The following is a 12,688-nucleotide window of genomic DNA, read 5'->3' on the forward strand; positions in this document are numbered from 1 at the left end:
CATGTCACCCGACGTGCCCGCTCTCACCAATACGACGGCCGACATCGTCGCCGCAGTTCAGACCGACACGACGGGCGAGGTGACCATTGACGGCTCCAGGCACCGCGTCACCGGCACCGATGAAGCCGGCGTTCGCGAGGAGATCATCGGCCTCGTGGTCGAAACCGCTCGCAATCGCGGGCAATCCGTTCTGTTGCAGGTCAGTGACGAGCAGGGCGAATGGCCGCTGACCGTGCACCCCAACGGACGAGTCGAGTCGGCCGGTCCGGTCGTGCTCCCGAGCCGGCCGACGGCGGGCGTCCTTCCACCCCCGGTTGTGCCGCCGACCCACGCACCGACACCGGCGGCCACGTTGGTGCAGCCTCCCGTCGCTGCGCCGACAAGTGCCCTGTTCGAATCGTTGCTCACTCCCCCAGCGGATGCTGCGCCCACGTTCGCCGCTCCTGTCGCGCCCAACCTGGCCGACTTTCTCAGCTCGCGGCCACCGGCACCCGCCGGACCCGCCGAGCAGGGCTGGCAGGGCGTGCTCCGACGCCTCAGCGGCGGGCTGGTCTCACCAACGCCGAGTTCCGCTGAACGCGCACAGCGCACCGCCATCGCGGCCGTGCAGCGCAGCCTGAACGGCCCACGCACGATCGTGGTGCTCAATCCCAAGGGTGGAGCGCACAAGACGACGGCGACTCTGCTCATCGCGGCCACGTTCGGCATCTACCGCGGCGGATACACCCTCGCCTGGGACAACAACGAGACCATGGGCACCCTGGGTGTGCGCGCCCAGGCCGCCCGGCACACCAATACGGCCGTGGACCTGCTGCGCGACCTCGACCGATTCGGCGATGCCCGTTCCCGGGTGGGCGACCTCGACAACTATGTGCGTTCGCAGGGCGATGCCCAGTTCGACGCGCTCGCCTCCGACCTCGATCCGGCGGGTGCCGCGAGCATCGACGACGACGCTTTTCGCAAACTCCACACGACGCTGAGCCGCTTCTACCGGGTGCTCGTCATCGACACCGGCAACAACATGCGGGCCAGCAATTGGGAAGCGGCCGTCGATACCGCCGACCAGCTGGTGATCGTGTCGACCATCCGCGAAGACACCGGCTACGGTGCGGCATCACTGATCGACGGTCTGCGGCAAAAGGGTCACGCCGCCAAGGTCGCCCAAGCGGTGACCGTGCTCGCGTCGCCGTCGAAAACCGCCGACGAACAGCTCTCCAAGCGTCTGCACGACCACTTTCGCCAGCTCACCCGCACGGTCGTCGACGTTCCCTACGACGCTTCACTGGTCGGTGGCGGCCCGCTCAATATCGACGCCTTGGCGCCGCGCACCCGCGCCGCGTGGCTGCAGGCGACGGCCGCTACCGCCGAAGGGCTGTAGCGCGCGCAGCGTTCTGGGCCCGTTCTAGGAGGCGGCGAGTTCCCTGGCGCGCGCGAGGGCGGCATCCGTTGCGGTGTCGAACAGCTCCTTCAGACCGCCCTTTTCCAGTTCCCCCACGGCCCGCTCTGTCGTGCCGGCCGGGCTGGTGACCTGACGGCGCAGTTCGCTCGGCGACTTGTCGGACACAGCCAGGAGCGCGCTCGCGCCGAGGAAGGTGCCGTTGACCATGACCGCGGCCTCTTCGGGGGTGAAGCCCTTACTGATAGCCGTTTCGGTGAGCTGTTCGATGAGGTAGAACACGTAGGCCGGGCCGGAGCCGGAGATGGTACTGAGGGCGTCGAGCTTGCTCTCCGGAACGACCAGTACGTCGCCGACGGTGGCGAACAGGGCGCTAGCGAGCGTGAGGTCCGCCTCGCTCGACCGGGTGCCGGCGCTGATGCCGGTGACGGCCATGCCCACGATGGCCGGAGTGTTGGGCATGGTGCGAATGACGTGCACCGAGTCGGGCAGCAGGGACTCGAAGGTATCGATCGTAACTCCGGCCGCGACGCTCAACACGAGCGTACCGGGCGCGAGGGAGGCGCCGATTTCGGCGAGCAGATCAGCGACCATGTAGGGCTTGACCGCGATGATGACGATCTGGGCGCCATCGACGGCTTTGACGTTGGCGAAGGCGTCGACCTCGGTGGCGTAGGCGGTGACGCCCTCGGTGCCGGCCAGCTCAGCGGCCTTCGCCGCGGTGCGATTGGTGACACGAATGCCGCCGTTCACGGTCACGCCGGGCTTCTGCAGACCGGCCAGAATGGCGCGGGCCATGGAGCCGGCGCCGAGGAAGGCGATCGTGGGCAGAGTCACATTCTGGGGAGAAGTCATTAGACCAGTCTACTTTTCTGCGCCGCGGGTGCCCGAAACGGTGCGCCGGAGGCGTGCGTCGGTGATCCTGCGTGCAGTTCTAAGATGATTTTATGAGCGCATCGGGTGGGAACAAGGCAATCGTCGCGGCATTCACGGCCAATCTGGGCATCGCCGTCACCAAGTTCGTAGCCTGGGCCTTTTCCGGTTCCTCCTCCATGCTCGCCGAGGGGGTGCACTCGGTAGCGGATGCCGGCAATCAGCTGCTCCTGCTGCTGGGCGGTCGCAAGTCAAAGAAGCGGGCCGACCTGGAGCATCCGTTCGGCTATGGGCGGGAACGTTACGTCTACGCCTTCGTGGTGTCGATCATCTTGTTCTCGATCGGCGGTGTCTTCTCGCTCTATGAGGGCTTCGATAAGCTGCAGCACCCGCATCCGTTAGAGAATGCCTGGCTGCCGATTCTGGTGCTCGCTATCGCCATGGTGCTCGAAAGCTTCTCTCTGCGCACCGCGATCAAGGAATCGAATCATGTGCGCGGTAACGAGTCCTGGGTGCAGTTCATCCGCCACGCCAAGGCGCCCGAGTTGCCGGTCGTGCTGCTCGAAGACGTCGCGGCCCTCACCGGCCTCGCCTTCGCTTTCGTGGGTGTCGGCCTGACCGTCATCACCGGTGAGCCGATCTGGGACGCCATCGGAACGCTCTTCATTGGCGCACTGCTCGTGCTCGTCGCGATCATTCTCGGCATCGAGACCAAGAGTCTGCTGGTGGGCGAGGGGGCCAGCAAGAAGGACCTCGACGCGATCAAAGCGGCTATTCTCGACGGCCCGGAGACCAAACGCATCATTCATCTCAAGACGCTCTACCTGGGCCCGGATGAAATTCTGGTCGGCGCCAAGCTCGCCTTCGACGGCGAGCACCGCTTTGCCGACATCGCCGCCGACATCGATGCCGTCGAAAGCCGCATTCGCACCGCGGTGCCGCTCGCGCGCACGATCTATCTCGAGCCCGATATCTTCTTCGACCCGAACCTGGCCAATCCGCCGACCGACACCTTCGTGATCAAAGGACTCGAATAGGAGTCAGCGCCGCGCGGGATCCTCGAAGAACGCGCGCAGGATCGCCCCGCACTCGGTCTCGTTGACCCCGGCGAACACCTCGACGCGGTGGTTGAGTCGACGGTCTCGCAGCACGTCGTAAACGCTTCCGGCCGCTCCGGCTTTCTCATCCCAGGCGCCGAACACGACGGTGGGCAGCCGTGCGGCGAGAATGGCACCGGCGCACATGACGCAGGGCTCGAGCGTCACGATCAGGGTGGCGCCGGTCAGGTGCCAGTCGCCGGTGTGTGCAGCGGCCTGCCGAATGGCGACGACCTCGGCGTGCAGGGTGGGGTCCTGATGCAGTTCCCGCTCGTTCCGGCCTCGGCCGATCACCGTGCCCGCAGCATCGACGATGACGGCGCCGACGGGAACGTCGTCGGAGATCAAGGCCGCGCGCGCCTCGGCCAGGGCGAGCAGCATCCACTCGGTGTGCTGATCTCGAGCGCGCATCTGTCACCTCAAACCGTAGGAGTGCCTCTAGTAGAATTGAGCCTATGCGAGTCCATGTTGCCGACCACCCGCTCATCACGCACAAGCTCACCGTGCTTCGCGATAAGGACACGCCGTCGCCGCTGTTCAGATCGCTCGTCGAAGAGCTCATGACGTTGCTCGCCTACGAGGGCACGCGCGGCGTGCGCGTCGAGGCGGTCACCGTACAGACGCCGGTGTCGGCCGCGCAGGGTGTGCGCATCAGCGACCCGAAGCCGCTCGTCGTACCGATTCTGCGCGCCGGCCTCGGCATGCTCGAGGGCATGGTCAAGCTGCTGCCGACCGCCGAGGTCGGATTTCTGGGCATGGCGCGCAACGAAGAGACGCTGCAGCCCACGACCTACGCCGAACGACTGCCCGATGATCTCTCAGATCGGCAGTGCTTCGTGCTCGACCCGATGCTTGCCACCGGCGGTTCGCTCATCGCCGCCATCAACTTTCTGTTCGACCGCGGCGCGGTCGACGTGACGGCCATCTGCATCCTGGCCGCGCCGGAAGGCCTCGCCGCCGTCGAGAAAGCCCTGGCCGGCCGAGAAGTGACCATTGTGCTGGGCGCCGTCGACGAGAAACTCAACGAGCAGGGCTACATCGTGCCCGGCCTCGGCGACGCCGGAGACCGCCTGTACGGGTTGGTCTGACGGCCGGACCCACCAAGCCCGGCCGGGCGCACGCAGGTTCTGCGACCGGCGACACGCCAGGCCGGGTTCAGATCAATAATCTTTGACAACAGCCGAATTCAGTACGGAATATTTCACAAAAACGTGATTGTGCTTGGAATCGCCTAAATGGGCGTGGCCGCGCGAACGTGATGCGCGTCATCCGGAGACATACCGCGACATCGAATTGACACACAGCGTCACATTCCGCTTTACTCGCAGTTATGACAACCAGCGCACGCCCCCTGACCTCCCTCGAGGCCCCCGGGACTGCCGCCATGCTGATGGCCGGCACTCCCGCCATCCGCTGTTGCCGAATGTGCCGCTAACCGAGACTTTTCTCCGCGTCCCTGCCTGACTTACCTCTGAACGGTCAGGCCGACGCCCCGAGTGCTTGTTTGAAGCACTCGACCTCCGGCCCTGCGGGCCATCCGGAGCTTCTACGACGAACATCGCGCTTTCGCGCTCCCGTCGGGCTCCCTTCGATCAAACAGTCAAGGACCCCCATGTCTCTCGCACACATCCACGCCACCCGCCCTACCCCGTTCAACCGCCCGGATCTCACCCTGGCTCCGCCGGTTGCCGCTCCCCGAATTCGCGCCGTACCGACCGGCACCGAGGCCCGCGGCTTCGTGCTCTACGTCGGCATCGACGAGGCCAAGGCGGCCGCAGCCGGTACAAGCCTGAATCGCATCGTGGAGGCGCTCAAGGCCCTCGCCGCCGACCTCGCCCCCTCGGCCGAAACGTACGCCGCCGTCGCCCTGGCCCCCGAGGGCGCCGGCGGCCGTGACGTGGACGTCGTGCGACTGGCCCTGCAGGACCCGGCCGCTCTGGCTGCGCACCGCACTGAGCCGGAGGAACCGGACCGCGCCCGCAGCGGCGTCGTCGTGGACATCTCCCGCAAGCGCGTCATTCTCGACAACGAGACGGCCGCGCTGACCTACAAGGAGTTCGAGCTGCTGCAGTACCTGGTGCTGCGTGAGGGCCGCACGATCGACCGTGCCGAGATCATTGCCTCCCTGTGGAACTCCGCCGACGATGAAGACACCCCGAACGAACGCACCATCGACGTACACGTTCGTCGTCTGCGCTCCAAGCTCGGCCGCTACGAAGACATCGTGCGTACCGTGCGCGGCGTCGGCTACCGCTTCGACCGTCACGCCGACGTCGCGATTCGCCAGTCGACCACGCCGAGCCCCGACCTGTTCTAAACCATTCGTGCCGGTGTGACGCCGGTAGGTGCAGGGCCGCTTAACGTGATTGAGGGCCAGTCGCAGAGGCTACGACTGACCCTCTTCCCTTGCACCAAGAGTGTCCTGCAATCACATTTCACGTCGTCCGCCACAGCAAACGGTTGACGCACCTAAAACATATAACGAATAGGTAACGGGCGCCACCTTTCGTTCAGAAAATCACCTGCGAGTTTCATGCCAAGCACCTGACCGTTTCCCACTCAAGCGGATGCAGCACCCACAGCACGTCCGGTGCCCGCCGGCCTCCCCAAGTCTCTATCCTTGGAGAACGACGTGGTGAACGAGGCGAGGAGCCGCAGGTGGTGGATCGAACGATCGCGGTGGGCGCGTGGGAATCCCTGTTTCGGGCCCAGGTGGCCATCATGCGCAGTCTGGCAGCGAATTTTCCCTCCAAGGAAATCTCACTCAACGAATACGACGTGATGTTCAACCTGTCTCGGCAGCCGGACCGGCGCATCCGCTTGCGTGAACTCAACCAACACGTGCTGCTGACCCAACCGAGCGTGAGCCGCCTCGTGGACCGGCTCGTCTCGCGCGGATACCTGCACAAACACACCGACCCGACCGACGGGCGCGGTGCCATCGTCGAGCTCACGGATGCCGGGCTGGCCTTGTTTCGGCGGGTGGCCGTCGACCACATGGGTTCAATCGCCGCGCGCATCGGCGAAACCCTCAGCGAGACCGAGCTGGAACAGCTGACAGCACTCTGTGACAAGCTGCGCGTTGATTGCCCAGGCGACGGTTCAGCGCCCCCCGAGTGACCCCGGGGATGGGGCGATGGAACGAGGGCCCTACCCCTCGCCCCACCGAGGCAGTCCCTCGCAGGAATGCCTTCCTCACCGGGCGCCCGAACATTGCCCGGTGAGAAACTCAGGCACAAGCACGTATCGGATTGTGCAAATCAGAACGAATGCAAACTAGTGAATTTTACTCACATCTGCCGATGTTAGCCCAGCTTGGGGGTGGAAAGCCTAATCTTGCGCAACCACACAGCATCCCGCCTACGCTGAAGGTATGACTTCTCTCGCCGGTTCCTCCATCCTCGTCGTCGGCGCCACCGGGGGTCTGGGCCGCGAAATCGCACAGATTCTCAGCGCGGAGGGCGCCCTGCTCACCCTGCACGGACGCACCCCCGAGCGCTTGGCAAGTCTGGGTATCGCAGCAGCGCGGGTCACCGGAGATCTGCTTGAGCCGGAGACGGCCGCCCAGCTCGTGGCCGCGTCCCTCAACGCGCACGGGCGCCTCGACGGCGTTGTCAACGCGGCTGGAGTCGTGGCCTTCGGACCGATGGCGGAGGTTTCAGACGACACAATCGACACGCTGATGACCGTGAACGCCACTGCGCCGATGCGTTTACTCCGCGCCGCCTATCCCGCCCTGGCTGAGTCCTCCGGCAGTCACCGTGACCCGTTCTTCCTGACGCTCAGCGGAGTCGTCAGTGAGAGTCCGACGGCGAACATGGCGGCCTATTCGGCCTCGAAGGCCGCACTCGCCGCATTTGCGAAAGCGGCGGGACGTGAACTGCGTCGGGACGGCATCCGCTTTCTCGATGCCCGTCCCGGCCACACCGAAACCGGACTCGCCACACGACCGATCCAGGGTTCCACCCCGCGACTGCCGGCCGGCTTCAGCCCAGCGGATGTGGCCCGTCGCGTTGTCGACGCGATCGTCGCCGGCGAGCGCGACCTGCCGAGCACCGCCTTCACGTCGTAGCACGCGCTACCAGTTGGTGCGCTCGCGCTCCTGAGCGACGACTGCGTCGCGGTCCACGAGACGCCGCAGGCCGGCGAGCGGTTGGGCCATGCGGTGATTGCCGCGGATGCGCGGCTCCACCCGATCGAGGAATGCCCAGTACCCGGCGGTGAACGGGCAGGCCTCCGGCCCCAGCCGGATCTTGGGATTGAACCGGCAGCTCCCGCAGAAATCGGTCATCTTCGAGATGTAAGCACCACCGGACGCATACGGCTTGGTCGCGACGATTCCGCCGTCGGCGTGCTGCGACATGCCAACGACGTTGGCCGGCATGACCCACGGCGTTCCGTCGACGAAGGCATTGATGAACCAATCCGACAGTGCCGACGGCTCGTACCCGCGCTGCAACGACCAATTGCCCAGAATCATCAGCCGCTGAATGTGATGCGCCCACCCGGTGCGAGAGACCTCATCGAGCACGTGGCTCAGGCACCGCGCTTCGACGGCATCACCGTTCAACTCCAGGAAGGCCGGCGGAAGCGGTTCGTGGGCGGCGAGAAAGTTGCTCTCCGCAACGTAGTTCTCGCCGAGGTGCCAATACAGGTGCCAGACCCAATCCCGCCAGCCCATGACCTGGCGCACCACGGCTTCGGTGCTGGCCAGCGGCGCCTGGCCGGAGTGGTAAGCCTCCACGACCGCGTCGATGACTTCCTGCGGATGCAGCAGGCCCAGGTTGAGCGGAACGCTCAGCCGCGAGTGGGCCATCGTGCTGTCCCCGATCAGCGAGGCGTCCTCGAACGGCCCGAAGTCCGACAGCCGCGTCTCGATGAAATCGTGAAGCGCCGCGAGTGCTTCCGCTCGGGTGGCGGCGAACCGGCGCGGGCCATCCGCTCCGATCAAGTGCACTCGCCCCTCGGCGACGAGACGGTCGAGGTCTCGGCGCACCTGCTCGTCGATGTCGTCTTCGACGGGAGCCCACGGATCGGGCAGGCCGAGACCGACGGCATTTTTCGGGGGCGGCTGCCGGTTGTCGTGATCGAAGTTGAAGCGCCCGCCCTCCGGCTCCGGGCCGCGCATGAGGATTCCCGTGCTCGTGCGCACGTGTCGGTAGAACTGCTCCATCACGAGACGTGATGCTGGCCGGCCGTCGGCCCAATGGGCGAAATCCTGCTCGCTGGTGACGAAGCCCCGACTCGGCAGAACGGATGCCCCGAGTTCGGCTACCAGCGCCCGCGCACCCCACGAGGTGGGATTGACCACCTCGAGATCTCGACCCTTGAGCACATCCCGGTAGTGCTCGGCGTGCAGCAACTCGACGCGATCACCCAGCTCCCGCGCGCGATGGCGGAGGGCGCTCAGAATGAGGTGGGCTTTGGCCCGATGATAAGTGCGTCGCCCCAGCACGGCCGTCGCCTCGACCAGCACGATCGGCCCGCCGTCGTCGTAGTGCGGGCCGAGCTGATCGGCGAAGAGAAAGCGTGAAGGAGGCATGCCACCGAGTCTATGGACGCGGCCTGTGCCCGTCCGGAGGCCGGCAAGAGGGTGGGCATAAAAAAGCCCCGCTCGACGCTAGGTCGAACGGGGCTAAACCTGTGCGCCCGAAGGGATTCGAACCCCCAACCTTCTGTTCCGTAGCCCAGAGCAACTGGGAGCTGGCGGCATAATGGCCACGATCATCGAGACAGACGACGGCGGGTTCATTGCTGGCGACCCACCCGAAACGCTGCCAGAGGGGCACCACTGGTGCGCCTATTGCGCCGGATCGGGCCTTGAATACGGCGACAGCGGCAGCGTCGAGATTTGCAGCGGGTGCCATGGTGCCTGCACGGAGGGGTGCGACAAAGACACGTGCGACGAGCACGTCCACCTCAAACGTCACGCGCCGGCGGGAGCCGAAGCGTGACCGTCTCGACCTACAGGTCGTCGCGCCGCCCGGCCACCTTGCGCTTTGCCAAGTCAGCGCGGAATGCGCCCAGCGCGGATACGACACGACTCCACCGCTTCCGACGATCCGCGTCTGAATCGAAATACAGATACCGATTCCCATCTGCGGGCCGTTTCCAACGAACCTGCACGACATCCACACTCTGGTGGATGGGCCGATCGATTGTGAAGCTCACACTTTCGCCGTCATGGACAATGTCCCGCTCAAACAAGAATGATCCACCACCCGGAAACAGGTTCGCTGAAACGTGGCTCGCGTCCTCTCCTGTGCGGTTGATCACAGTCCCCGTGTCGTGCTTCGCGTGGATTGTCCAGTTCGCGGCGTACTTCCTTGCCCGGCGCTCCGCTCGAATGCCAAGAACCAGCGCGCCGAAAGCGACACTCCAAGTTCCAAGCCATCGCGCCAATTCCCACCCATCAACCATGCGTTCATGCTACCGGCTGCGCGCTAGACGATGCCGCGCCGGCCTCCTATCTGCGGAACGTCCGATTCGGTGGCCAGTTAGGAAGGTGATTCAGAATGTCGCGGTTTCGTGATCCGCGTCTGATCAGCTGGAAGGCATGAACCCCCCGCAACATTACGCTCGAGGAACTTTGACCGATGACTGGCTCGCGGTGATCGACCGCTACCTGATCCACCAACGCGCGGGAGGGTCGCCGGAGACCACGATCAGCACGCGTCGACAACACCTCCAGCACCTCGCCCGCCGGATCGAGTGCGGGCCGTGGCAGGTCACCGGCGACCTGCTGCTGGAGTGGACCGGGGCGCAGACTTGGGCGCGCGAGACCCGCCGAGGTCGCCGGTCGACGTTCCGCAGTTTCTACGGGTGGGCGCACGGTCGCGGCCTGATCACCGTCAACCCCGCCATCGACCTCCCCCGCGTGAATGCGAGCGAGCCGACGCCGCGGCCGGCACCCGATCGGGTATATCACGAGGCGCTGCTGCACGCGGGCCCGCGCGACCGGCTGATCCTGCGGCTCGGCGCGGAGATCGGGATGCGGCGCGGAGAGGTCGCCGTGGTGCACTCCGACGACCTGGTTGAGGACCTGGTCGGCTGGTCGCTGCTCGTGCACGGGAAGGGATTGAAGAATCGCACCGTGCCGCTGACTGAGGGTGTGTCGATCGACCTGAGGAACCTTCCTGCCGGGTGGGCGTTCCCGGGGTCCGTTGACGGGCACCTGTCGCCTCGCTGGGTCGGCAAGATCGTAACGCAGCTCATGCCCGGCAAGTGGACGATGCACACGCTGCGGCACCGGTTCGCCACGAGGGCGTATTCGGTCGATCGCGACGTGTTCACCGTCCAGACCCTGCTCGGGCACGCCTCCCCCGCGACGACGCGACGCTATGTGCAGCTCGACCAGGCGCAGCTGCGCCGGACCGTGGTGGCCGCATCGGCCTGATTGTAGGTACTCCACAAGCCCGTCCGGGACGATTCGGACGGGCTTGTGGCATTACTGCACGATCACGTGGCAATCGTTGCCGATACCTCCGAGCGACCTGGTCGCGATCGCTTCGTCGACGCAGCGGCCGCGGTGGCCGGCTGAGAGGTTTCCTCTAAACGTGCTTGCCCGTCGTGATGAGGGCGTCGACGTCGTCGGTCGGGGCTCCGGGCTGGACTGCGTGGAGGAGGTTGGTCAGGCGGGTGTTTTCGGCGAGTAGGGCGGTGGTGGTGCCGTTGGTCTGCTTCTGGATCGTCTCGATCGTGGCGGTCTGTTTGCTGAGCACCTCGCCCTGCTTGCCGAGCGCGTAGAACGTGACGACGCCGGTCGATGCGAGGCCGAGGATCGTCACGACCAGGCCGATCGCGGTGGCGGCTGCCTCGGGCCGGACGAGGAGCACGAGGATCGCCCCGGCGAAGCCGAGTATGGCGAGGGTAATGAAGGCGAGGGTGACGGCGGTCTTGTTCATCATTATTTCAGACCGTCGACTGCCATCGTTTTCCATAGGTCAAATTGGCGGTCGTTTCCATTGAGGTGCTTGGTGACGAGGGGGTGGGATTGTTCAACCTCCTCGTTGCTGGTGAGGTGGCGGTAGTAGCCAGCGCCGATCAGGGCGATCCCCCGGCCAGGTGATTGAATGCGTATCATTTCGAACTCTCCTAAGGGTTGGTTTGGGATGGGTGTTGTGGCCGCGCCGGATGTTGCGGAGACACCTGTCGGCGCTGCGGACGTGTGGGCATTGATCCAAACGAGCGGGTCCTGCACGTGGCCGCTCAAGACGCCCGTGATGTCGTCGCCAATTGTGTAGTGCAAATGTCGGCCGGTCTGCGCTGTGCCGGTCGCGCCGATTGCCGCCCCCACGGATTCGCCGCGATTGACGTAGACCCCGATGGCATAGGTTGACGGGGTAGCGAGGTGGCAGTATCCGCTGTACTTGCCATCGGCGTGCTGAAGCACGACGATGTTACCGAGGGCCGCAGACCAGATCTTGCGGACGATGCGGCCACGGGCCACGGCGAGGGCTGGTAGGCCGCCCGGGGCGGTGTCCTGCCCGCGGTGGGGGCCGCTGCGCCCCTTTGTTGCTCCATATCGGTCGCCACGGGACGACGGATATGGCTCAGAGTATTGGACGTAGCTCATGCGGGGCTCAAATAGTTCACGTCGAAGTAGGTATCACCATCAGTGGCGCCGATGGCTGAGGCGTTACCTACGAGGTTCATGACTCGCAATACGTCACCGGTCGTTAGCCGGGCAAACGCTGTGCCGATAGCTGATAATCCGTACAGCTCACTTTTAAGAATCATGCCTGCTGCATCCGGAGAGGTCGTGTTTCGTGACACTTGGATGGAGCGCCTGCCGTCAACATTGTTGTTGGCAATCTGATAGGCGGCGGACACGTGATACAGGCCGGTCTGGGCGATTGTCAGCGCACCGAAGTTGAACCCGCCTACACCCCGACTGATGCTCGGAGGACCCCAGATACTGTTGAGCACGGTCCAGGTGCTGTTTCCGCCATTCTGGGGACCGCCTTTTCTGACGTGGAAGCTGGGAAGCTTCCCTGCGATGGGGTACCAGCCTGCTTGAGGTAGTCCTTGCACGTTGTTCAGTGAGTGGTACGTCGCGTAGTACATCTCCGTCCAACCCGTGTCGGTGCGAACGACGACGGCCCCCTGCGCCTGAAGCGCGAGTCGATCGGCTTCTACAAATGGAGTGCCGAATATCTCATCCCGGACGGCGGCTGACGCAGCGGGAGTGAAACGGCTCTTTGCCAGCTGATCAGAAATTGACCTCGTACCTTTGTTCATGTAGTCGGACCACGGGCTCACCGGGTCATCTTCGGCGTAGATGAACACGCCCTGGGCGTCAAGTGTTCCTAGCATTTTGTAC

General features: G+C 65.0%; 15 protein-coding genes. 8 read left to right on the forward strand and 7 right to left on the reverse strand.

Annotated features, from left to right (window positions below; all coding sequences use genetic code 11):
• Position 1: 1 nt before the first annotated feature.
• Complete coding sequence (locus BMW72_RS01415; RefSeq protein ID WP_092106493.1) at positions 2-1,378, forward strand: MinD/ParA family ATP-binding protein; 1,377 nt, start codon at positions 2-4, stop codon at positions 1,376-1,378.
• Between the two features lie 24 nt (positions 1,379-1,402).
• Here the strand turns inward: BMW72_RS01415 and proC are convergent, their stop codons facing one another.
• Entirely contained in the window at positions 1,403-2,251 is an 849-nt protein-coding gene (gene proC, locus BMW72_RS01420; protein WP_092106495.1) for a pyrroline-5-carboxylate reductase, read from the reverse strand.
• A gap of 92 nt (positions 2,252-2,343) precedes the next feature.
• Here proC and BMW72_RS01425 point away from each other — a divergent pair, with 92 nt between their 5' ends.
• The gene (locus BMW72_RS01425) at positions 2,344-3,306 is read left to right on the forward strand and encodes a cation diffusion facilitator family transporter (protein WP_092106497.1); all 963 of its coding nucleotides are present in this window, start codon (positions 2,344-2,346) and stop codon (positions 3,304-3,306) included.
• A gap of 3 nt (positions 3,307-3,309) precedes the next feature.
• On the opposite strand, the gene tadA is transcribed toward BMW72_RS01425, so the two are convergent.
• The gene (tadA, locus tag BMW72_RS01430; protein WP_206750223.1) at positions 3,310-3,777 is read right to left on the reverse strand and encodes a tRNA adenosine(34) deaminase TadA; all 468 of its coding nucleotides are present in this window, start codon (positions 3,775-3,777) and stop codon (positions 3,310-3,312) included.
• A 44-nt stretch (positions 3,778-3,821) separates the two neighbouring features.
• On the opposite strand from tadA, the gene upp reads away from it, so the two are divergent.
• From upp to BMW72_RS01450, 4 genes are all read left to right on the forward strand, one after another.
• A complete protein-coding gene (gene upp, locus BMW72_RS01435; protein ID WP_092106501.1) occupies positions 3,822-4,454 on the forward strand; it encodes a uracil phosphoribosyltransferase in 633 nt (210 codons plus the stop codon).
• Between the two features lie 524 nt (positions 4,455-4,978).
• The gene (locus BMW72_RS01440; RefSeq protein ID WP_092106503.1) at positions 4,979-5,683 is read left to right on the forward strand and encodes a winged helix-turn-helix domain-containing protein; all 705 of its coding nucleotides are present in this window, start codon (positions 4,979-4,981) and stop codon (positions 5,681-5,683) included.
• Between the two features lie 404 nt (positions 5,684-6,087).
• Positions 6,088-6,486: a MarR family winged helix-turn-helix transcriptional regulator gene (locus BMW72_RS01445; protein ID WP_092106823.1), complete on the forward strand. Its 399-nt coding sequence runs from the start codon at positions 6,088-6,090 to the stop codon at positions 6,484-6,486.
• Between the two features lie 253 nt (positions 6,487-6,739).
• Positions 6,740-7,438, forward strand: coding sequence for an SDR family NAD(P)-dependent oxidoreductase (locus BMW72_RS01450; RefSeq protein ID WP_092106505.1), 699 nt, complete (start codon positions 6,740-6,742; stop codon positions 7,436-7,438).
• Positions 7,439-7,444: 6 nt separating this feature from the next.
• On the opposite strand, the gene BMW72_RS01455 is transcribed toward BMW72_RS01450, so the two are convergent.
• Positions 7,445-8,908: a cryptochrome/photolyase family protein gene (locus tag BMW72_RS01455; protein ID WP_092106507.1), complete on the reverse strand. Its 1,464-nt coding sequence runs from the start codon at positions 8,906-8,908 to the stop codon at positions 7,445-7,447.
• A 172-nt stretch (positions 8,909-9,080) separates the two neighbouring features.
• Between BMW72_RS01455 and BMW72_RS01460 the strand changes: the two genes are divergently transcribed.
• Positions 9,081-9,320 carry a hypothetical protein gene (locus BMW72_RS01460; protein ID WP_092106508.1) on the forward strand — a complete coding sequence of 80 codons (240 nt, stop codon included), beginning with the start codon at positions 9,081-9,083 and terminating at the stop codon, positions 9,318-9,320.
• 10 nt (positions 9,321-9,330) lie between these two features.
• On the opposite strand, the gene BMW72_RS01465 is transcribed toward BMW72_RS01460, so the two are convergent.
• On the reverse strand, positions 9,331-9,786 hold the full coding sequence (locus BMW72_RS01465; RefSeq protein ID WP_092106510.1) for a hypothetical protein: 456 nt from the start codon (positions 9,784-9,786) through the stop codon (positions 9,331-9,333).
• A 169-nt stretch (positions 9,787-9,955) separates the two neighbouring features.
• Here BMW72_RS01465 and BMW72_RS01470 point away from each other — a divergent pair, with 169 nt between their 5' ends.
• The gene (locus BMW72_RS01470; protein WP_198416346.1) at positions 9,956-10,762 is read left to right on the forward strand and encodes a tyrosine-type recombinase/integrase; all 807 of its coding nucleotides are present in this window, start codon (positions 9,956-9,958) and stop codon (positions 10,760-10,762) included.
• 154 nt (positions 10,763-10,916) lie between these two features.
• Here BMW72_RS01470 and BMW72_RS01475 read toward each other — a convergent pair whose 3' ends face one another.
• The 3 genes from BMW72_RS01475 to BMW72_RS01485 are packed head-to-tail and all read right to left on the reverse strand — an operon-like array spanning position 10,917 to position 12,681.
• Complete coding sequence (locus tag BMW72_RS01475) at positions 10,917-11,273, reverse strand: hypothetical protein (RefSeq protein WP_134450404.1); 357 nt, start codon at positions 11,271-11,273, stop codon at positions 10,917-10,919.
• Positions 11,273-11,941 carry a M23 family metallopeptidase gene (locus tag BMW72_RS01480; protein WP_092106516.1) on the reverse strand — a complete coding sequence of 223 codons (669 nt, stop codon included), beginning with the start codon at positions 11,939-11,941 and terminating at the stop codon, positions 11,273-11,275. Before BMW72_RS01480 ends, BMW72_RS01475 begins: the two co-directional genes overlap by 1 nt.
• A complete protein-coding gene (locus BMW72_RS01485) occupies positions 11,938-12,681 on the reverse strand; it encodes a hypothetical protein (RefSeq protein ID WP_092106518.1) in 744 nt (247 codons plus the stop codon). Before BMW72_RS01485 ends, BMW72_RS01480 begins: the two co-directional genes overlap by 4 nt.
• Positions 12,682-12,688: the final 7 nt, after the last annotated feature.

This window comes from Cryobacterium luteum (genome assembly GCF_900110125.1).
GTDB lineage: Bacteria > Actinomycetota > Actinomycetes > Actinomycetales > Microbacteriaceae > Cryobacterium > Cryobacterium luteum.